Source organism: Paenibacillus sp. P2(2022), assembly GCF_029522175.1.
In the GTDB taxonomy this organism is placed as follows: domain Bacteria; phylum Bacillota; class Bacilli; order Paenibacillales; family Paenibacillaceae; genus Paenibacillus; species Paenibacillus polymyxa.
This window is the reverse complement of record NZ_JAKWFI010000010.1, coordinates 75976-96645: the sequence shown is the minus strand read 5'-3', so window position 1 is coordinate 96645 and position 20670 is coordinate 75976. Positions and strand designations below refer to the sequence as shown.

The 20670-nt window shown below is 44.1% G+C and carries 20 protein-coding genes; 12 read left to right on the top strand and 8 right to left on the bottom strand.

The features are described 5' to 3' along the window. Positions 1–53: 53 nt before the first annotated feature. A complete protein-coding gene (locus MMB75_RS22910; RefSeq protein ID WP_045245206.1) occupies positions 54–1412 on the bottom strand; it encodes a sugar phosphate nucleotidyltransferase in 1359 nt (452 codons plus the stop codon). A gap of 69 nt (positions 1413–1481) precedes the next feature. Beyond that, positions 1482–2318 (bottom strand): DUF6492 family protein, encoded by an 837-nt coding sequence (locus tag MMB75_RS22905; RefSeq protein WP_045245205.1) that lies wholly within the window; start codon positions 2316–2318, stop codon positions 1482–1484. A 209-nt stretch (positions 2319–2527) separates the two neighbouring features. Here MMB75_RS22905 and MMB75_RS22900 point away from each other — a divergent pair, with 209 nt between their 5' ends. From MMB75_RS22900 to MMB75_RS22890, 3 genes are all read left to right on the top strand, one after another. Continuing rightward, entirely contained in the window at positions 2528–3409 is an 882-nt protein-coding gene (locus MMB75_RS22900; protein ID WP_045245204.1) for a YheC/YheD family protein, read from the top strand. A gap of 193 nt (positions 3410–3602) precedes the next feature. After that, positions 3603–4628, top strand: coding sequence for a cupin domain-containing protein (locus tag MMB75_RS22895; protein ID WP_045245203.1), 1026 nt, complete (start codon positions 3603–3605; stop codon positions 4626–4628). Between the two features lie 252 nt (positions 4629–4880). After that, the gene (locus MMB75_RS22890) at positions 4881–5660 is read left to right on the top strand and encodes an ABC transporter ATP-binding protein (RefSeq protein WP_045245202.1); all 780 of its coding nucleotides are present in this window, start codon (positions 4881–4883) and stop codon (positions 5658–5660) included. A gap of 16 nt (positions 5661–5676) precedes the next feature. Here the strand turns inward: MMB75_RS22890 and MMB75_RS22885 are convergent, their stop codons facing one another. Further along, entirely contained in the window at positions 5677–6603 is a 927-nt protein-coding gene (locus MMB75_RS22885) for an AEC family transporter (RefSeq protein ID WP_045245201.1), read from the bottom strand. A gap of 207 nt (positions 6604–6810) precedes the next feature. After that, a complete protein-coding gene (trhO, locus tag MMB75_RS22880) occupies positions 6811–7704 on the bottom strand; it encodes an oxygen-dependent tRNA uridine(34) hydroxylase TrhO (protein ID WP_017428505.1) in 894 nt (297 codons plus the stop codon). A gap of 210 nt (positions 7705–7914) precedes the next feature. Between trhO and MMB75_RS22875 the strand changes: the two genes are divergently transcribed. The 4 genes from MMB75_RS22875 to MMB75_RS22860 all read left to right on the top strand — a co-directional run bounded on the left by MMB75_RS22875 (position 7915) and on the right by MMB75_RS22860 (position 13349). Further along, the gene (locus MMB75_RS22875; RefSeq protein WP_031463461.1) at positions 7915–9204 is read left to right on the top strand and encodes a glycoside hydrolase family 27 protein; all 1290 of its coding nucleotides are present in this window, start codon (positions 7915–7917) and stop codon (positions 9202–9204) included. Between the two features lie 238 nt (positions 9205–9442). Then, positions 9443–10486 (top strand): carbohydrate kinase family protein, encoded by a 1044-nt coding sequence (locus MMB75_RS22870; protein WP_039277235.1) that lies wholly within the window; start codon positions 9443–9445, stop codon positions 10484–10486. A 98-nt stretch (positions 10487–10584) separates the two neighbouring features. Then, positions 10585–11280 (top strand): P-loop NTPase family protein, encoded by a 696-nt coding sequence (locus MMB75_RS22865; protein ID WP_025364793.1) that lies wholly within the window; start codon positions 10585–10587, stop codon positions 11278–11280. A 323-nt stretch (positions 11281–11603) separates the two neighbouring features. Next, the gene (locus MMB75_RS22860) at positions 11604–13349 is read left to right on the top strand and encodes a proline--tRNA ligase (protein ID WP_257127043.1); all 1746 of its coding nucleotides are present in this window, start codon (positions 11604–11606) and stop codon (positions 13347–13349) included. Here MMB75_RS22860 and MMB75_RS22855 read toward each other — a convergent pair. Next, on the bottom strand, positions 13346–14110 hold the full coding sequence (locus MMB75_RS22855; RefSeq protein WP_017428510.1) for a spermidine synthase: 765 nt from the start codon (positions 14108–14110) through the stop codon (positions 13346–13348). The genes MMB75_RS22860 and MMB75_RS22855 overlap by 4 nt on opposite strands. A gap of 189 nt (positions 14111–14299) precedes the next feature. Between MMB75_RS22855 and MMB75_RS22850 the strand changes: the two genes are divergently transcribed. The 4 genes from MMB75_RS22850 to MMB75_RS22835 all read left to right on the top strand — a co-directional run bounded on the left by MMB75_RS22850 (position 14300) and on the right by MMB75_RS22835 (position 17299). Next, positions 14300–15019 (top strand): YebC/PmpR family DNA-binding transcriptional regulator, encoded by a 720-nt coding sequence (locus MMB75_RS22850; RefSeq protein WP_025364795.1) that lies wholly within the window; start codon positions 14300–14302, stop codon positions 15017–15019. A gap of 169 nt (positions 15020–15188) precedes the next feature. After that, on the top strand, positions 15189–15773 hold the full coding sequence (locus MMB75_RS22845; protein WP_017428512.1) for a TetR/AcrR family transcriptional regulator: 585 nt from the start codon (positions 15189–15191) through the stop codon (positions 15771–15773). Between the two features lie 162 nt (positions 15774–15935). Beyond that, positions 15936–16364, top strand: a complete 429-nt coding sequence (locus MMB75_RS22840) for a nuclear transport factor 2 family protein (RefSeq protein ID WP_090891206.1) — start codon at positions 15936–15938, stop codon at positions 16362–16364. Positions 16365–16438: 74 nt separating this feature from the next. Beyond that, positions 16439–17299, top strand: coding sequence for an NmrA family NAD(P)-binding protein (locus MMB75_RS22835; RefSeq protein WP_257127044.1), 861 nt, complete (start codon positions 16439–16441; stop codon positions 17297–17299). Positions 17300–17312: 13 nt separating this feature from the next. On the opposite strand, the gene MMB75_RS22830 is transcribed toward MMB75_RS22835, so the two are convergent. The 3 genes from MMB75_RS22830 to MMB75_RS22820 all read right to left on the bottom strand — a co-directional run bounded on the left by MMB75_RS22830 (position 17313) and on the right by MMB75_RS22820 (position 19424). Continuing rightward, the gene (locus MMB75_RS22830) at positions 17313–18503 is read right to left on the bottom strand and encodes an oxalate decarboxylase family bicupin (RefSeq protein WP_029514310.1); all 1191 of its coding nucleotides are present in this window, start codon (positions 18501–18503) and stop codon (positions 17313–17315) included. 89 nt (positions 18504–18592) lie between these two features. Continuing rightward, complete coding sequence (gene ybaK, locus MMB75_RS22825) at positions 18593–19072, bottom strand: Cys-tRNA(Pro) deacylase (protein WP_016818974.1); 480 nt, start codon at positions 19070–19072, stop codon at positions 18593–18595. Positions 19073–19088: 16 nt separating this feature from the next. Then, positions 19089–19424, bottom strand: a complete 336-nt coding sequence (locus tag MMB75_RS22820; RefSeq protein WP_025364800.1) for a hypothetical protein — start codon at positions 19422–19424, stop codon at positions 19089–19091. Between the two features lie 319 nt (positions 19425–19743). On the opposite strand from MMB75_RS22820, the gene MMB75_RS22815 reads away from it, so the two are divergent. Next, on the top strand, positions 19744–20652 hold the full coding sequence (locus MMB75_RS22815) for an ROK family protein (protein WP_031463469.1): 909 nt from the start codon (positions 19744–19746) through the stop codon (positions 20650–20652). Positions 20653–20670: the final 18 nt, after the last annotated feature.

Below are 20670 nucleotides of genomic sequence, written 5' to 3'. Positions count from 1 at the left end.
AGAGCGATTTTTTTGATGTGTGATCTTCGTGCAGAAATCGATCTGTTTAGATGTTATAACTCCGTGTTGCAGGAATCGGATTTATAGAAGGCGCTCACCAAACTGTTACCTAGGCGAACCTCGATTAGTTCCAGTTTTGAATCCAGATCGGCGCGGATCGTGTGATACGTATCGACCGGAATGCTAAATACAGAGCCGCTTGCCGCAGCAAAGCGTTCTCCGTTCAGCATAACCTCTCCCCGACCGGATACGATCGTCCATACTTTAAGTCCGCTGCCGTGAATACGTCCATTCAAGCGATGATCCGGCAACACCGTCAGTCGTATAGCTAATATGTCATTTGGGCTTCGGTGCTCAAATTCGTCCAGCACTCGGTAACTGCCCCAAGAGGTTTCACCATGCATGGGGTGAAGTTGGAGTTTGCCTAGCTGTTCCTTGATCGCGTGGGCATGGCTTTTGGATGCAATGAGAATACCGTCAAGGCTTGCAGCAGCAATAATATCCTCCACACCAATGACATGAAGTGGATAGGGCAGCTCATTGACGATGTGTGTGCCGTGAGTTTGACCACTGATTTGTCCACGCCCGATCACTCGGCTTCCTAGCTGCTCTGTTAAGGTCTGCCAGTTGCCGATGTCGTGCCATTCGCCCTCGTAAGGCAGGACAACGGCCCGTTCAGTACGCTCCGCAATCTCCTCATCGAAACTGCGAACCGGGAGGCTATCATACATTGCGCACAGTTCTTTATCGTTCAGCGGCAATTGACTTTGCTCCATACAGGACAGCATATATCGTAACGTAAAAGCATAAATACCGCAGTTCCATAGTGCGCCTTGGTTAATAAGCTGCTGCGCCCCAGACAGATCCGGCTTTTCAGTGAAGCGAGCAACTTGTGCATAAGACGATTTCCCTTCCTGCCTCATTTGCAGACCCGGAACGACATAGCCATATTGGTCGGAGGCATGGGTAGGCCTTGTCCCAAGCATAGCTAGATCGGCTCCGCTCTCGAGCAATAGACCGGATAGCGCTGCTATGCTGTGGAAGAAGTCATCGCCTGCAAACATATCTGCTGGAGCAATACAGAGAACTTCATCCAGCCCCATGCCTCTTGTGTGAAAATAAGCAGCAGCGAGTGCAGCAGCTGTGAAGGTTCCCCGTTTAGCCGGCTCGCCAAGAACAGGCAGACGACCTTCTGTATGTCGAAAGGCTAGATTTACCTGACTCTGATGAGCCAGAAGCAGGGCAGAGGAATCTAGTCCGGCTAAGGTAAGCTGACGATACACCCGGCCGAGCATAGATTCCTGCTGCCCGTCAGGAGCGGGCAACAACCGGAGAAACAGCTTTGACCGAATATCATTGGATAATGGCCACAGCCGTTTTCCGGCACCACCGCATAACAATACGATGCGCACAGACGTTTCCTCCTTCAATGCAAATCCATTAGATTGCATCAACAATTGCGGGATTTTCTATTTTAGAAACTATTTCAATGAAGATTGAATCCTTGTTTGTGGAGCTAGCTGGTACACTTTGCGTTGATGAAAAGATAAGGAGCGGTAGCTTTGGGCATAGATATCCAATTGTTTTTGTGACAGCGAAGAAGCACGACTATGAAGCGCTTTATTTAATGACTTGCGCAAAATCATCCGAGAGGGCTGATTGCTGTATAGATAGTTGGCATACGTTTCATATTCGGAAAATCCAAACTGTTTTGTCCGGTCTATACTTTGAATAATGGCGTTGTACCAAGGTTTCCCATGCTTGGCCTCAATAACTTGCTTGAGCTGGGCGAGCCGTGTTTTTTCAAAAAGCATATAGTGAGTGACAAAGGACTTTGGTGAGGGAGCTTTAGCACCCATCAGCTTACGGTAAGTTCGAAAATACTCAGGTTGACTCCAGCTGCGATAGTAAAAAATTGTTTTTCCGTCTTTACGGAACGTATGTGGACGAATCAAAATGGTGTCCGCATCTATGACGAGAAAAAAAGACGATTTACTGATTTTGTCGCCATTCATTTTGAGCAATTGCTGATACAGCCAGCCTGAGCGATCCCAGCGCGTTGTTCCGTAATGAATATGCTTTTTAGTGATGGGCAACACCGTTTTTTCGTCTATAAATGTACACTTTTTGTTTGCACATAGACGGCGAAGTTTGGTGCTTTGCGGTGAAACGATATAGATGGTTGCAATTCGGTGCTGCACGTGACTGCGCAGACTGTCAATTACTAGTGGTAGTGTAGCCAGATCTTTTTCAATTGCGGGGATTAGAACATCGATTGAGAGGGAACCCTTCTGTAGCCCATCGGATTGCGCAGACATGTTATTCACTCCCTATACGTGTAAATATACGCTACCGGTATCTCATATTATTGTATGCCTGGACAGGCGCTTTCGACCGGGCAAGGCCAACTGTCTAATTCTGTGTAGAAGAGGGCGAATGGAGCTTCGAATGGGGTTTTGGCGCATACGATAGATTGATCTTTTTTAACAGGAGCGTTCTACCCTGAGAGTAGAGAGGAGAGGGGCAAGTGAATTCTTCACAAGCGCAGGCGTTGCGTAGCAAATGGCATAAAACCCAATTGTTGCTCCAGCATGGCAGTATCAAGCCTTTTGTACCTGAAACCCGTAAATACAGCAAAATAACTGTGAAATCCATGTTGGAGAAGTATGGGATGGTCTATGTAAAGCCTGATCGAGGTACCTTTGGCAAAGGTGTGATGAAAGTCGAACAGGAGGCAGGTCAGCGCTTCGCCTACCAATATGAGGAAAAACGTCTGGAATTCAAACAGTTGGATGCACTGATTACCAGCCTATCGAAACACATGGGTAAAAAAAGTTATCTCATTCAAAAGGGAATTCATTTACTGCGCCATCAAAATCGTTATTTTGATATCCGGGTCATGGTGCAGCGTAATGCAAAAGGGACATGGGAATCTACCGGAATTATTGGACGCTTGGGCCATCCCCGTAAAATCGTGACCAATTATCATAGTGGTGGTAAGCCGATGGCCTTGGAACAGCTACTGAAATCCCATTTATCGCAAAGTAAGCAGGCTGAGCTGGTTAAGAAGCTCAATGAACTGGGGATTACCATTGCCACACAACTACAAAAAACATATCCGAATTTCCGGCAAATTGGTGTGGACATTGGATTGGATCATCGCTTTATCCCGTGGATCATTGAGGTGAACACGAAGCCAGACCCATACATTTTTAACCAATTGACAGATAAGTCTATGTACCGAAAAGTAATAAGCTATTGGCGACTGGCTAATGAAAAAAAGAAAGTTATAGTCCCAAGCAAGGATAAGAAGAATAACGACAAGAATAAAGATAAAAATGCAAATAAAGCTGATCATACAAATAAAGAAACTAAATCAAATAAAGAAACTAAATCAAAAAAAGGATGAATTGTTTATGATTCATCCTTTTTCTCTTGCCTATTTACCCTAATCCTAACCGCGAGGGGGGCGATTCGGACATAGTTTGATGAAAAAATGGACAAATTTGATCTCTTTAACATTAAAAGTATATAATAGACCTGCACAGCACCAATAAGTGAATAAAGACATATGGGAAGAATGATTTTAAGGAGGAATCGCGATGAAATCATTTAAGTATGCTTTGGAGAAAAAGGAACCCAGAACCGGGCCAGGGGGTATCACACGTGGGGCTTCAGTCCATGATTTCCCTGTATCAGAAGGAATAGCAGGGGTTTCGATGCGTCTGGAGCCGGGTGGAATGCGCGAGCTTCACTGGCATGCCAATGCAGCTGAATGGGCCTATGTGATTAGCGGTTCCTGTCGGACAACTGTTATCCATCCAGACGGTACTTCCTATGTCGATATTTTTAACCCCGGTGATGTATGGTATTTCCCGCGTGGTTATGGTCACTCCATTCAAGGTCTTGGTCCTGGAGAGTGTCATTTTATCCTGATTTTCGATAATGGTGATTTTTCGGAGGACCATACGTTCAGCATTACTGATTTTATCGCTCAGACTCCCGCAGATGTTGTCATGCAGAATCTCGGATTTGCAGCCGACGAGCTCGCTCTTTTGCCAAAGAAGGAAGCTTATTTTGCAAAAGGGCCTATCCCATCTACCGCATCTCATGATGCATATCCGCGCATTTCTTCTGATCTGATTACTAAACACCGCTATCCTTTAATGGCCAAACAGCCCAGATTGGCACCGGGTGGAGGGACTCAGCGGACCGTTACAGTAGAAGATTTTCCTATTTCTTCGACGATGGCCGGATCTGTAATTGGACTGGAGCCGGGCGGATTGCGAGAAATGCACTGGCATCCCAATGCGGATGAATGGCAGTACTATTTGGACGGCAAAGCAGAAATGACTGTATTTCTGGCAGAAGGGAATGCAGTGACAGAGCAGTTTGAGGCCGGAGATGTAGGGTATGTACCTATGGGAGCCGGGCATTATATTAAAAATACCGGATCGGACGTATGCCGTATTTTGATTGGTTTTAACAGTGGTCATTACGAGGCCATTGATTTGAGTGAGTGGATGGCTGGCAACCCTGTTGATGTATTGGCAACGAATCTGAGCCTTCCTCGAGAAATAGCGCATAAACTACCTCATAAATCGGTCTTCATCACTCCGAAATCTTAAATCTTAAATCTTAAATCTTAAAACAACTAAAATGCCCGCTTAGACTACCTTATTCCAAGTTAGCCTAAGCGGGCTATTGAACTTGATTCTATTACTATTAGTTTTGTAGAAAGCAATATAGTGAATTTAAAATTGAACAACCTGCAACCCTGTGCTATTCTTATACGAAAGTGAAGATTAACGTAGCAAACGTGATATATTATTACGCCTATAAACATCTGATGATACGATGTATAGAAGGGATGTACAGCCATGAATTCTGTCATTGAGCTTAACAATGTAAGCTGGAAGAGAGATAACCGTACCATACTGGATCAAATCAATTGGCAGGTATCTGAGGGAGAGCATTGGGCTGTACTCGGCTTGAATGGATCAGGCAAAACAACGATGCTCAATATGATTAATGGCTACATATGGCCAACCACAGGTAGTGTCAGTGTATTGGGTCATACTTTTGGGGATGTAGATCTGAGGGAATTGCGCAAATCTATTGGTTGGGTCAGTTCCTCTTTACAGGAAAGGATTAATGGAAGCCAGCGTACACAGGATGTCGTCATCAGCGGTAAATTTGCCTCCATTGGACTGTATGACCAGACGACGGATATAGATTATGAACAGGCCGTTCAGCTTATGAGCCAACTGGGCTGTGCTCATCTCGTCGATCGGTTGTATCAGGGATGCTCACAGGGAGAAAAGCAAAAAGTGCTTATTGCTCGCGCGTTAATGGCCTCGCCCAAGCTGTTGATTTTGGACGAGGCGTGCAACGGGTTGGATTTTTTCTCTAGAGAAGCATTATTGGATAGCGTTCGTCAGCTGTCCGAGACGCCGGGTTCTCCCAATTTATTGTATGTTACACACCATATTGAAGAAATTTTACCGATGTACACACATACGATTCTGATTCGCCGGGGTACGGTGTTTGCCAAAGGTAAAACGACTGATATCCTGAGCAGTGAAACGCTTAGTACTTTTTTTGAAACGTCTGTGCAAGTAGACTGGAGACAGGATCGTGCATGGCTCTCTATGGTGTAGAGAGCCTTTTGTCCGTCTAACCTGCTACCAGCATAATCAGAATGGGCAGAACCAGGAATGAGGCAAGCGTGCTCCACAGGATGCAGGTGGAGACCAGTTTTGGCGATGCATTAAATTTTTCGGCTAAAATGACTGCATTCACAGCCACTGGCATGGAGGCCAGAATGAAGAGAACGGAGAACAAAAGACCTGAAATTCCCAGTATCAGCATGGCAAGACAAGCCGCGAGCGGGGAAAGCAGAAGTCGGATTGTTAGTCCTGCGTAGCTGGCTTTTTTAATAGATGGCTCCAGCTTGAGTATTTTCACATAAGCCATTTGGGTACCCAGAATCGCCAGCACAACCGGAGAATAAGCAGCTGCAATCATTGAGACGCTCGATTGAATGCCGGAGGGCAGATGCCAATCCAGTGCTCGAAGTCCCAGTGCGAGAAGAGCCGCATAAATTGCAGGGAGAGAAAATACCGACTTCACGGCACTTTGAACAGAAAATTCAGAGCGGGCTGCAAAATAAACGCCAATAGTATTGACCATAATCATTTGGATGACGACATATACAGAGGCTTTATCAAGACCAAGCTGCCCAAAGGCAAGTAAAATGAGCGGCAACCCATAATTTGCACTATTGGTCAGTGTGGAGATTAAGGTGAGCCCAGCCGTTTCCGGGGCGCTCAGCCCAAAGATTTTTCCTGCTAATTGTGCAATTCCCCACAATAGCAGCAGGTTGAGTAATGAAAAAGCGGCTGTCTGTGTCACATCATGCCAGGAAAGCTGCGCTTTGAGCAGTGTGTCCAGAATCATGGCAGGACTTAAAAAATATAAGTACAAAGTCGAGAGCGGTTTTGTTTCCAGCTTCATGAATTTGCCGAGTAAAAATCCGGCAATCACCGGAATGGACAGCGGAACGATAACGGATAAAAGAGTTGAAAGTACGATTTGAATCATGAATTCCACCCATCCTTTCTGTAATGACATTTTCCATTATAAGGTGCTACTTTTGAGTCCGTCCAAGATGGATAAACAATTAAGGTTATAGGTATATACTATGAAGGTTAACGCACTTATTCTGAGAACAACAAAAGGGATGTCCACAGCCATGTTGAACGGCTAGTAGGAACATCCCTTTTATGTGAAACCGAGTATTCTAATGGTTTAAGCAGAAGCCATAGTTTTTGCTTTGGTTCGGCATTCGTCAGAGCAATAGTGTTGATGCTGTTCTTCGCAGTCTGGGCACACGATATGTTGGAGATTGCAGACCGGGCAGTTAATATAATGATCGTTTGGCGTTTCACAGTGATAGCATTGACCGACAATAACGTCTTCATCCGTATGGTTGATCCGAACCGAAATCCGTTCGTCAAACACATAGCATTTACCGTCAAACAAACGCCCTTGTACTTCAGGGTCCTTGCTGTAAGTCACAATGCCGCCATCCAACTGGCCTACATCGTCAAAGCCTTCTTTAATCAGCAGACCGGACAGCTTTTCGCAACGAATACCTCCAGTACAGTATGTCAGGATTTTTTTATCCTTAAATTGAGTCATATTATCGCGAATCCATTGTGGAAATTCACGGAACGATTCAACTTCGGGGCGAATGGCTCCGCGGAAATGACCGATGTCATATTCGTAGTCGTTACGACCGTCCAGAACCACGACATCTTCATCTTGAAGCTGTTCATAAAACTCCTTTGGTGACAGACGCTTGCCGCTAATTACATTAGGGTCCAGCTCGTCCTCATGACGTAGCGTAACCAGTTCCTGGCGATGACGTACAAATATTTTCTTGAACGCATGACCGTCAGACTCATCTATTTTAATAACGATATCGTGGAATTTCGGATTGGCGCGCAAATCACGGATATACTGCTCCGTTTGCTCTACTGTACCGGACAGTGTTCCGTTGATTCCTTCCTCAGCAATCAAGATTCTTCCCTTGACGCCCAGCTCTTTGCAGTAAGCCAGATGCTCTGCCGTAAAGGTGGCAGGATCTTCAATATTGACATATTTGTAAAACAACAAAATTCGATAAGCATGTTCACACATGTAAAATCACCCTCTGATTCAAGTCAAAGTTTTTTAACAAGCAAGTTTAAATGTACCACATTCTTTAAGTTAGTCAACATAAATGTATAAAAAGTGGAAATGAAAAAGATGACGAGCGACAAAAGTAAGGGGTTACATTATAATGGTATTGTGGGGTTGATGAGATTTGCGGTAACAGGTTGAGGCCTAACAGATGAAAGGATGAATTCAATGGAACATCTTTTGACAGCGCATACACCACCTATGGGATGGAATAGCTGGGATTGCTATGGCGCAGCAGTAAGGGAAGAGGAAGTACGGGGAAATGCTCAATATATAGCGGAGCACCTGAAGGAGTATGGATGGGAATATGTAGTGGTGGATATTCAATGGTATGAGTCGGGAGCAGTATCTTCACAGTACCGACCATTTGTTCCATTGGAAATGGATTCATTTTCACGTCTGATTCCAGCGGTGAATCGGTTCCCTTCGGCAGCAGACGGTCGTGGGTTCCATGCTCTTGCAGAATATGTGCATAGTTTGGGATTGAAATTCGGGATACATATTATGAGGGGCATCTCTAGACAGGCGGTTCATCAGGATACCCCGATTTTGGGAACTACAGCTACGGCCAGACAAATTGCACATCCTAACTCTATTTGTCCTTGGAACACAGATATGTATGGGGTAGATGCATCCAAGGAAGGCGCACAGGAGTATTATAATTCTTTGTTTGACCTGTATGCGGAATGGGGTGTCGATTTTGTCAAAGTAGATGACATTGCTGCATCACGTCTCTATGGTATTCATTTGGCGGAAATCGAATTGATTAAGCGGGCTATCGCCCAATGCGGACGTCCGATGGTGTTAAGTCTTTCGCCTGGTCCCGCACCGCTGGAACATGCATCTGATTTAATCGCAAATGCGAATATGTGGCGTATGACTGATGATTTCTGGGATGTATGGCCTTTACTGCATGGTATGTTCGAGCGTTGCGAGAAATGGGCGGGACATGTAGGTCCAGGTCACTGGCCGGATTGCGACATGTTGCCACTGGGGCATCTGGGAATTCGTTCGGTAGATTCAGTAGATTCCGGCAGTCATGATCGTTGGACACGCTTTACGAAGGATGAGCAGCTGACGATGATGACCTTATGGAGCATTTTCCGGTCTCCACTGATGTTCGGAGGAGAACTGCGTGATAATGACGCATGGACACTTTCATTGCTGACGAACAAAGAAGTGCTCGATGTTCATCACAACGGTGTGAATGCGCGACAGGTCTACAGAAAGGATGAACATATCGTTTGGACTTCTCACAATGAGGAAGGTCACGTATATGCGGCTTTATTTAATGTTGGAGATGAAGCTTCAACAGTCCGTGTATCCCTACAGGAGCTTGGAATTGAAGGGCAGGCAAGTGCCAGAGACTTGTGGAACCATGTGGATTTAGGTGTTATAGTGCAGGAACTGTCCGCAGATTTACCCCCTCATGGAGCTGCTCTATTCTCTATAAAATAACAGGATGCTAGGAAGAAGGATCTAAGCTGCAAGTTCAGTTCTAGTCATCTTATCGTAAAGTGGAGGGTATCTTTACGAAGAGGTGACTTTTTTAGCATGTGTAACTTTTTGATATTTTAACGGACTCGACATGATTCTTGGGAATTTGACATTTAGAACATGTTAGGTTTATAGAGTGCCTATTTCTGCACAAATTTAAATCATTCTAGCCGAATAGAGTCGAGAAAGGAGTCAAATGATGAAATTAAAAAAAATTCACAAAAATGAACAGGACGAGCCTTGGCCCTCTAGTGAACAAATACTGTGTATAGGAGGGGCAAATCTGGATCGTAAAATCATGGTTAAGGGTACATTTCAGCTTCACACCTCCAATCCGAGCAGCACTAGGCTGCAATCTTGCGGTGGGGTAGCACGGAATGTAGCTGAAAATTTAGGGAGGTTGAGCCGACGGGTCAGCCTGCTAACCGCAGTTGGAGATGATGCGGAAGGCGAATTTATCATCGAACAGTCTAGCCGTTACATGCATGTGATTCCTCTTCAAGTCAAAGGTGAGTCGTCAACTGGCGTTTATACTGCCTTGCTAAACGAGCATGGTGAAATGATTGTAGCGACAGCAGAAATGGAGATTTATGATCAGATTCGTCCTTCAGTAATTTTTGAAAATATTCCTTTAATCGCCTCGTCCCGACTTGTTCTGCTGGACACTAATTTCTCTATGAACGTAATAGCGGCCACCATACATGTCTGTCAGGAACATCAGGTTCCCCTTGTCGTTTCATCGGTGTCAGCTTCCAAGATGAGAAAGCTTCCCCGAAATTTGCATGGGGTGGAATGGCTGGTATGCCAACCGGAAGAGGCTGAAGCTTATTTGGGACTGGAACTTAAAGATGACCAGCAGATATTGGACGCAACTCGAGTTTTTCACAAACTAGGGGTTCAAAATGTCATTATTATCTGCAGTGCTGAGCATGTGTTGTTTGCTTCTCAGGATGGAACTCATGGACAAATCCCTATCCCTCCAGTTCAACAGGTCATTGATGTCACAGGCGCAGATGACGCGTTTATTGCCGGGATGATTTATGGAATTACCCAAGGTTATCCTATGGAGCAAGTGTGCCAGTTTGGAATCAGTTGTGTCGACTTAACCATACAAACGGATCGGACAGTCTCAGACACCATTTCTGTGAATAAACTCCATTCTAGGTTCCAGGAGCTGTATGGCACACATTCGCAAAATTTTGTATTTTTTAAGGGTGTGTATTTTAAAAAGAAAAATACATAAGTAAAGAAGAGAACACTTAACCTACAACAGCGTGTATTTAGAGCTTCACAGATGTAATGATCTCAAATATTGAATGTATAGAAGGGGCAGGTTGTCTGATGGACAGTGTGAAATACGCTATTGTTTTTCTGCCGCTGTTTCTTCTTTATTTGCTTTTAAAGGGAGGGGCTTTGGCAGTAGGATTTCTATATCGACTGATCTATTCAACGCTAACCTTACGTGGGGAAGTGAGTGACGAGCTTCTAGCTGTGCAGCATGCTAAACGTATTATCATAATCGGCTCACCGGGGAGCGGCAAGACTTTTTTGGCCAAACGACTGTCGATGTGGACTCATTTGCCGTATATTTCGTTGGATGATTTGTATTGGGGACCGGAGTGGAAGCGGAGCACAGACAAACAATTTCATAAACAGCTAGGTGAAGTCCTGCAAGGGGAAGAGTGGATTATCGAAGGCAATTATCATGAACGTTATTTTACCGAGCGACTCCAGCGTTCCGACACAATCATCGTAATGGATGTCAGCACGATTGAGGCGATATCAGGTGTTATCACGCGTTCGCTTAACCGTTTTTTATTTTCCAAGGAGCTACCCAAAGGAGTAGAGCAAGAAGCCGTTCGTATTTGGGATATTTCACCTCGGTTTGTCCGATTTGTTCTGGGTTTTCGCAGGCGTATCCGTCCTAAAATCTGGCCGCTCATTTTGCAATATGGTAATGAAAGGAATTTGATTATCTTAAAATCTAAATATCGTTCATGTCCTTGGCTGAGCCCAGATAGACAATTATCTCCTTGACTTGAATCTGCGTTTCGTGTAGAGTGGTGAAAATTGTAATATATAGGAATAGTGTAGACCAAGGATCAAAGGTTCAATTACCCGCTGTACAGAGAAGAAACCCATGGGCTGAAAGGTTTCTCGCCGCGAATGAACGTTTCCCTGCCTTGCGAGCTGTAGCGGTGCGTAAGATAAACCGTTACCGGCCAGATGCCGTTATCTGAAGAAGGACCGTCCCGAATATGGTTACGGTCAAATGAAGGGTGGTACCACGACACATTCGTCCCTGACGGATGTGTCTTTTTTGCGTACAATTTATTGTTCTTACAAGGAGGAAGCCACACATGCGCCAAAGCCAATTATTACTGACAACCTTGCGTGAAGCACCTGCAGAGGCCGAAGTGATTAGTCATCAGCTTATGCTGCGGGCAGGATTTATCCGCCAATTGGCGGCTGGAATGTATACCTATATGCCACTGGGCAGACGGGTACTCAGAAAAGTGGAACAAATTGTACGAGATGAGATGAATCGTGCAGGAGCTGGAGAATTGCTGATGCCTGTATTACAGCCAACGGAACTGTGGCAAGAATCGGGGAGATACGATGTGTACGGTTCAGAGCTGATGCGTCTGCAAGATCGACATGATCGGGAGTTTGCATTAGGGCCTACACATGAAGAGGTCATTACGTCTTTAATACGAAATGAAGTGAATTCCTATCGGAAATTGCCTGTAACACTGTATCAAATTCAAACCAAGTTTCGGGATGAACGACGTCCTCGGTTTGGGTTGCTTCGCAGCAGAGAATTTTTGATGAAGGATGCCTATTCGTTTGATGCCAATTGGGAGGGACTAGATCACACTTATTGGGCCATGTTCCAGGCATATCAACGTATTTTCACCCGCTGCAGTCTGAATTTTCGCGCCGTCGAAGCAGATGCTGGTGCTATTGGTGGTGAAGGTGAAACCCACGAATTTATGGCGCTGGCTGATATAGGAGAGGATACCATAGTGGCGTGTACCTGCTGTGATTATGCTGCCAATCTTGAAAAGGCAGAGCCACGTTCTACGGGGAGCATAGGAATATCTTCTGTCTCCGATGAAAATGAACATGACAGCCATCCTTCTATCGATACAGATGAAATGGAAAAACTGTATACTCCAGGTCTGCGGACCATAGAACAACTGGTTGATACCCTTCACATAGAGCCCCAAGAAATCATCAAAACATTGATTTATATGGCTAACGATCAACCTATTGCTGTAGTTGTCAGGGGAGATCATGAGGTCAACGAAGTAAAAGTCAAACAAATTTTAGGTAGTGAAAAATTCGAAATAGCAAATGCAGACACCGTCACAAAGGTGACTGGAACCCCACCCGGGTCCATAGGTCCATGCGGCTTGACAATCCCTGTGTGGGTGGATTACGCCGTTGTTCAAATGTCCAGCGGTCTTGCAGGCGCGAACGAGCAGGACTACCATTATCGGCATGTGAATCCAAGGCGTGATATGGATCTTCGGCATGTGGCAGACTTGCGCAATGTTATAGAAGGGGATAGATGTCCTCGATGTGACGAAGGGAAATTGGAACTCCACCGTGGAATTGAGATTGGACACGTATTCAAACTGGGCACCAAGTACAGTGAGAAGCTAGGGGCGACCTTTCTAGATGCGTCCGGAACCGATCAAGCGATGATTATGGGCTGCTATGGTATTGGCATTTCCCGAATCCTGTCCGCCATTGTAGAGCAGAATCATGACCAGAACGGAATGATATGGCCCCACGCACTGGCTCCGTTTCAGGTTCATATCATTCCGATTTCAGTGAAAGACAGGCTTCAGATGCAAATAGCCGAGGAGCTATACTGCCAACTACAGGATCGCGGTATAGAGGTTCTTCTAGATGATCGTGACGAACGTCCAGGAGTTAAATTTAAAGATTCAGATTTAGTAGGTATTCCCGTGCGCATCGTCGTTGGTAAAGATGCTGAACACGGAAAAGTAGAATTCGTAGAGCGAAGAAACAGCAACAAAGAGTCGATTCATATCCATGATGTAGAGAGAAGAATATTGAGTCTCATACAACACTAAGCATCTGTATCCCGCAGAATATGACCTTCTCCAAGTGTAATCTCATGAAAGTCCGCCATCTGACGTGCCTGAAAACGAATAGGCTTGTCTCGACCTATCATAATGATATTTTGAATGTCGGCAACGCCTTCCGATGGTAGAGAGAATGTTGTGACATAGGCGAATTCTTCACGCAACGTTGTGTGAATGGCATGGACTAGATGATCGTGTTCACTTTTGCCCATTACATTCATAATTAGCGATCCTTCGGAATCCAGCTTTTCTTTAGCCATCTTGAAAAATTCCCAGGATACTAAATGTAAGGGTGTACCCTGCTCCGTGAAGGCGTCCAATATAATATAGTCAAAAGCATCCGGGGCCTCCTTCTCCAGGATGCGACGTCCATCGCCAATAGTCACATTGTTCTGGTCGTACCCAAAGAATGTTCGGCTGAATTCTACCACTTGCGAATCCAGCTCGGCAATCTTAAAACGTTTATCTGTAAAGTGACCCGCAATCGTGCCTATACCATGCCCGATAACAAACACGTCTTCAAATGACGGATCGTTCAGCTCCATAAGATGGATGATTGCTCTGGGATATTCGAACAGAATGCGTTGCGGATGATTCAAATCTAGCGCACCTTGGACAGCCGCATTTGAAAATTCCATCACACGAAATAACCCCTTTTCACCATACAGCTCCGTGGTTTCATATACCGTGATTTCATGGTTATTGCTCAACTTTTTATATAAGACATCCAAGTGAATAATCTCCTTCAAGTCAGACTTCCTCCTCATCTTAGACATTCATAGGATTGTTGTCCATAGATGAGGAGTATTGTAGGCAGAATTGTTTATTTTTCCATAACGGAGTGTTTGAACTTGTTCGTATGTCCTTTAGGAGATATAATATACAAGGATATAATGAAGTTCGTTGTGTATATTCATACAGGAAGAGAGCGGGATATTATGGGACGTAAGTGGAATAACATTAAAGAAAAGAAGGCATCCAAGGATGCTAATACGAGTCGTATATATGCTAAATTTGGCGTGGAAATTTATGTGGCAGCCAAACAGGGCGAGCCTGATCCTGAATCCAATCGGGTCCTAAGAGTCGTGTTAGAACGTGCAAAAACGTACAATGTACCGAAAGCGATCATTGACCGCGCTATTGAAAAAGCAAAAGGTGCTGGCGATGAAAACTACGTAGAGCTTCGTTATGAAGGTTTCGGACCGAACGGTTCCATGGTCATTGTAGATGCACTGACCAATAACGTAAACCGTACAGCATCAGATGTGCGTTCTGCTTTTACTAAAAATGGCGGTAGCCTGGGCGTGAGCGGATCTGTAGCCTATATGTTTGATTCAACAGCAGTTATTGGTCTGGTGGGTAAAACTCCAGATGAAGTGCTGGAGCTGTTGATGGAGGCAGATGTCGAGGTTCGTGACATCATCGAAGAAGATGAAGCTGTCATCGTATATGCAGAACCTGACCAATTCCATGCTGTTCAGGAAGCTTTCAAGCAGGCAGGAGTAACGGAGTTTACCGTTGCCGAGCTCACCATGCTTGCGCAAAATGATATTACTCTTCCAGAAGATGCACAGGCTCAATTTGATAAATTGATTGATGCATTAGAAGATTTGGAGGATGTTCAGCAGGTTTACCATAACGTAGACTCTGAGGAATAGTCGGATTGCATCATTTACACCTGAGCGTTTGGATAAAATAAACATTCCTAAACCATCGTATTTCGGTACGATGGTTTTTTGTGAATAAAATTATATAAAATCAATTTTATTTTCTTGACTGATCAGTCTATAAAAATTATAATCATAAGCAAGGAGGTGAACATGAGGTTTGGGAAGAGCTAAAGAATTTGATACTGAAAGTGTTCTGCGAAAAGCTATGGCTGTATTTGGAGAGCATGGGTATGAGGGAACTTCTCTGACCATTTTACTGGATCAGCTGGGTATAGCGCGGCAAAGTCTTTATGATACCTACGGCACGAAATACGATTTGTTTTTTTCGGCTATTCAGCTTTACATACGTGACAAAACCGAAGCCGTAGTACATCTGCTCAGTCAACCTGGGAGCATTAAGGATGCAATAGCGATGATTTTTAATGAATCTGTTAGAGTCTTGATGGATAAGAGGCTGTCGAAGGAATGCTTTATTATGAACAGTGCTATTGAACAGGCTCCGCATCATCATGAGATCAAAGCTTTTATTACTGAAAACACTGAAAAGCTTGAACTTGCTTTTTACAACGCCCTAGTCCGCGCCCAAAGTGAGGGGGAGATTCATGCTACGGAATCTGAACTGTTGTCAATAGCCAGATTTCTAAATCATGCCCGACTATCGCTGACATTTACCGCCAAGACAGGCGCAAGCCCTGAGGTGCTTAGAGACGTTGTGCGTACGACGCTGTCGATTTTGGAGTGATCTTTATGAACGCTTAATAGCGTTTATTTTTTGAATATTCTAGACCAATTAGTCAAATTTTTTTGAGTATTATAGACTGATCAATCTAGAATTCTTATGTTTAATTTCTGTCTTGAATTTGTTTTAAGCAGGAACTAAAAATAATTATGCGAGGTGTCTACCATGACAATCAATCCGAATACCGACAAAGCAAAACAGCAAGCGCAAGCAGTCATGCATAAATTTATGAGCAACATGTTAGAAGAAAATATGGAGCAATGGATTTCATTATTTGATGATCACGCTGTTTTCGAGTTCCCTTATGCGCCTAAGCATTTTGCACAAATGCTTCAAGGCAAAGCAGCGATTTACGAGTATATTAAGGAATTTCCTAATATGCTTCGGATTCAGGATTTCTCTTCACCAATTATCCATACGACAACGGACCCGGATTTATTCGTGGCCGAATTTGCCTGTGAGGCGCAGGCTGTGAGCACAGGTAAACCGTATAATCAAACCTACATTTCTGTTATTAAGTTGAAGAACGGAAAAATTACTCACTACAAAGATTACTGGAACCCTTTGGTAGCTCTTGAAGCCTTGGAATCATGAATGAAAGAGTTCAAGCCTCATGGAGATATGAAAATCTAGACTAAGATAAAAAATTTAAATAGGAGTTGAATTTTATGAAAGACAGAAATATAACGTTGATTACAGGGGCAAACGGCAAAACAGGCAGCCGTGTAGCTGCCAAACTTACGCAACTTCAGTATCCGGTACGTTTGGCAGGGCGTACTAAACCTGGCAATTGGGAAAGGACAGATTATGTATATTTTGATTGGTATGATGAATCAACACATACACAGGCGCTGATGAATGTAGATAAAGTTTATTTGGTAGTACCTGTGTTGGACGTCAATCCCGCCAAAGTGATGATTCCTTTTATTGAGAGGGCCTTGAGAGAAGGAGTGCAAAGATTCGTGCTTTTAGGCAGCGCATCTGTGCCTGAGGACGGGCCAGTATTTGGACCTGTGCATCAAGCACTTCGTAGATTAGCTCCAGAGTGGGCTATATTACAGCCATCCTACTTTATGGAGAATTTCACAGAAGGCCAGCATGTGGAAACGATCAAAAACAACAAGGCCATTTATAGTGCAACCCAAAACGGGAGAATAGGCTTCGTAAGTGCAGATGACATTGCAGAAGTGGGAGTGAGGGCTCTTATTGACGATAAACCACACAACGCGGCTCATGTCATCACTGGACCTCAAACACTAACATATAACGAAGTGGCTGAAATTATTGGGAAATCAACAGTCCAACCGATCCAGCATATCTCTTTGTCTGATGAAGAGTTGAAAGCGGGCATGGTTCGCGCTGGAATGCCTGAAGAATATGCAGATATGCTGGCAGGATTGGATAGAAGGATACGTGAAAACGGAAGTGAAGACCAAGTGACTGATACCGTTAAGCTTGTCACTGGGCGCTGTCCGGTCTCATTTGAGCAGTTTGTTCTGAGCCACAGAAACAGCTGGAAGACATCATGACGAAGTGATTCCTTTATTTATTTTTAGGGTCATAAGAGTAACCAGGATACTTGACGACGGGCCATTTGACCTTTCGTAAATTAGAGATTACATCAGAACCAACATGTAAATTACTTTGAATCAGTTCTGTAGGCGTAAGAGCCATCCATTGATTTAAGGACACATCTGCAAAACGGTCACTTTTAAACATTTCAAGAAACCATAGTGTGCTGGAGCCAGTATTTTGAATGTAATGACCATAAGCAAAAGGCACATATCCAACATCCCCGGCCCTAAAATCAAATGTCCGGGCTGCACCATTACCGCCAAAGACAGTCATCCGTCCTTGCCCTGCAAGGTAGTATTGCCATTCATCATTATTGGGGTGCCAGTGCATCTCTCGCATGGCTCCGGGCTCAATCTCAACCAGGGCAGCTGCGATAGTTTTGGAAATCGGAAAATTGGAGGAGTCGACGATCCGTACGCTTCCGCCCGGTGTTTTGATCGGGGGCTGAGCTAGTAATTCATGCTTAAAGGATAGGGGCAACGTCCCATAGGGAGAGGGAACCGCTTGACTTTGGATTGAACCGGGAACGGAATCCTGATAGATGTAGACTTGGTCTTGAGGAATGGCTGCAAAATCGGTTTCTGGAATCCCGAAATTTGCAGAAATCACCTCTTTGGGAGTATGGGCGAACCAATCTGAGATGGATAAGGTGTTCAGATCGGAAAAACTGCCATCATCGAAAACCAGCAAAAACTCACAGCCTTCTTCAAGGCCCTGTATAGAATGCGGGATGCCTGGTGGAAAGTACCAGAGATCGCCTGGGCCCACATCAGCAATAAAATTACGTCCATCTTGGTCAACTGCCGTAATCCGTGCACTTCCTAACAGCATATAAGACCATTCTGCCTGCTGATGCCAGTGAAGCTCACGGACACCGCCCGGTGTCAAACTCATGTTCACTCCGGCAAGAGTTGTGGCAATGGGTAACTCCCTTACTGTAACTTCTCTTGACCACCCACCATGATTAAGCTGCATATGAGCATCTGAAAAAGAAAACCGCATATTCGGTATGAGACCATTGTCCGTTACGGGAGGAACCAGCATATCCGGATTTTGTAAATCCCTCATCACATCACGTGGACCCTTGTCGATGCCCCCTGCACCATCACTTCTGATGGGTTGGGGGATTCCGACTTTCTTTGAGCAATCATTATGCATCATTTGATCTTCCTCTCTAGGTTGAAGCATGATGAAGCATAGGATTAAGAGAAAATACGCATAAAGATTTTATGATGACGTGATGAGTTTTATACCGTGTGCGATAGATCTGTAAACTGTGCTTGAATGATTTGAGCCAAATCGTGCGGACTCAGTTCCAGCTGAGTTCCAATTTTCCCGCCGCTTACAACGATCGTTTCCAGTTCAACTGCGGGCTGGTCGATATAAGTGGGGTAGAGCTTTTTCATTCCTATGGGAGAGCAGCCACCGCGAATATATCCTGTATGCTTTTGCAACTCCTTAACAGGAAGCATTTCAATTTTTTTCTCTCCCGCAGATTTGGCAGCCTTTTTGAGATCAAGCTCTTTATGTACAGGAATCACAAAAACAAACAGATTTTGTTTGCTATGTGCAACCAAGGTTTTGAAAACGGATTCCGGTGCTCTTTGGATCTTTTCGGCTACGTTCATACCGTCTATTTTTCCATCTTGATGGTCATAACTCAAAATATTGTAGTGGATGTGTTGCCCGTCTAATATGCGCATGGCGTTTGTTTTGCTGACACTCATTTTAATTCTTCCTTTCTTAAAGCTTTTCCAAATGATCTACATAATCTTTTGCATCCTTAAGAGACATATCCTTAGCGATTCTTAATTCTTTTATGGCTTGAATCTTATTTCCTTCCCTGATCAGTAGAAGCAGCCTTTGATTGATTTCTTTTGAAGCTTCTGCGTCTAGGAAATGTGGAGGAGGGGGAGTAATTGTACTTGACATCGATGTTTCCGTTGGTCCTGAACGGTTCTCAAGACGCTCCACATCGGATTTCAGGTTATTAAGTCGAGATTGAAGACGGTAGACCTTGAACAAAAGTATGACGGAGAGGATCAACGCAATGATTGCTACATATTCGCTAGTTGCCAATAGAATCTCCCTTTTCTTGTTAGTTTTATCACTAAATTTTTGCCTCTTATCCATAGTATATCATGATGATCGACTAATCGAATGGAGAATCATATTCTTGCGTACGGGTTGTGCAAATTGACTTATTGCAGACCGGGCGTTATATTACAGCTTATTATTAACCTTTTAATAATCACTTCAAAAGGGGTGTATTCAAATACAACCAGTCTCCAATAATACCATTCGGGTCAAACGAATTAATGTAGAGCTAGTTAAAAACACACTGAAATCCAAGGAATTTGCAACCAAGTCGTCTATAGCCAGTATTACAGGACTTAGTGTGGCAACCTGTGGGAATATTCTGAATGAGCTTCTTCAAACCGGAGAAGTATTAGAGATGGAATTGGAAGAGTCGAGTGGCGGTCGCCCGGCTAGACGGTACAAATATAACGCTGATTATTCCTATATTATTTGTTTAACTGTGAAAACAGAAGGAGGAGTACATTCTCTTACTTATGCTGTGGCCAATATGCTTGGCGATATTATCGCAGAGAATACATCCGTTGTGCCGCATATTGATTATGAAGTCATAGATGACCAAGTCGGAGAGCTAATTCATACCTATGGAAACGTCAAAGCCGTTGGTATTGGCATTCCGGGGGTTGTTCATCAAGGGGTTATTGATGTCTGTGACCTTGATCTGCTGATAGGAGTCCCTGTAGGACCACGCCTTCAAGATAAATACGGGTTAGAAGTCACCATTGAAAATGATATGCATCTGACCGTCTATGGATTTTATAACATGCAAAATTATGATGAGGACAAAACCTTTGCTATTGTTACGTTTCCCAAGGATAATTTTCCGGGAGCGGGTTTTATTGTCGATGGACATTTGTTAAAAGGAAATACCAAATTTGCTGGGGAAGTTTCCTTTTTACCCTTTGGCATAACGAGAGAGGAACAGCTTAAACAGTTAAATAGCACACAGGAATTTGTTCCTTTGGCGATCAAAACGATAACATCCATTATTGCGATTATAGACCCTGTATCGATCGCTTTGACTGGAGAGTTATCTAAGCCAGCACTGTTGGATGATATTTATAACGGCTGTCTTAAAGATGTACCCAAAGAACATATGCCTGAGATTTTTGTAAAAAACGATACGCACGATGAATACATGTATGGGTTGATTTCAGTTACCCTTGAAAGCCTGACCTACAATTTACAATTGGTGGAAAAAAGAAAATAGAAGCCTTCCGCTTTGAAG

Coding starts and splice junctions, on each gene's coding strand:
- ybaK (WP_016818974.1), bottom strand. CDS start 19,072: ATGAGTGTCAGCAAAACAAACGCCATGCGCATATTAGACGGGCAACAC.
- MMB75_RS22890 (WP_045245202.1), top strand. CDS start 4,881: ATGAATTCTGTCATTGAGCTTAACAATGTAAGCTGGAAGAGAGATAAC.
- MMB75_RS22865 (WP_025364793.1), top strand. CDS start 10,585: ATGGACAGTGTGAAATACGCTATTGTTTTTCTGCCGCTGTTTCTTCTT.
- MMB75_RS22860 (WP_257127043.1), top strand. CDS start 11,604: ATGCGCCAAAGCCAATTATTACTGACAACCTTGCGTGAAGCACCTGCA.
- MMB75_RS22840 (WP_090891206.1), top strand. CDS start 15,936: ATGACAATCAATCCGAATACCGACAAAGCAAAACAGCAAGCGCAAGCA.
- MMB75_RS22885 (WP_045245201.1), bottom strand. CDS start 6,603: ATGATTCAAATCGTACTTTCAACTCTTTTATCCGTTATCGTTCCGCTG.
- MMB75_RS22905 (WP_045245205.1), bottom strand. CDS start 2,318: ATGTCTGCGCAATCCGATGGGCTACAGAAGGGTTCCCTCTCAATCGAT.
- MMB75_RS22835 (WP_257127044.1), top strand. CDS start 16,439: ATGAAAGACAGAAATATAACGTTGATTACAGGGGCAAACGGCAAAACA.
- MMB75_RS22895 (WP_045245203.1), top strand. CDS start 3,603: ATGAAATCATTTAAGTATGCTTTGGAGAAAAAGGAACCCAGAACCGGG.
- MMB75_RS22875 (WP_031463461.1), top strand. CDS start 7,915: ATGGAACATCTTTTGACAGCGCATACACCACCTATGGGATGGAATAGC.
- MMB75_RS22870 (WP_039277235.1), top strand. CDS start 9,443: ATGAAATTAAAAAAAATTCACAAAAATGAACAGGACGAGCCTTGGCCC.
- trhO (WP_017428505.1), bottom strand. CDS start 7,704: ATGTGTGAACATGCTTATCGAATTTTGTTGTTTTACAAATATGTCAAT.
- MMB75_RS22830 (WP_029514310.1), bottom strand. CDS start 18,503: ATGCATAATGATTGCTCAAAGAAAGTCGGAATCCCCCAACCCATCAGA.
- MMB75_RS22850 (WP_025364795.1), top strand. CDS start 14,300: ATGGGACGTAAGTGGAATAACATTAAAGAAAAGAAGGCATCCAAGGAT.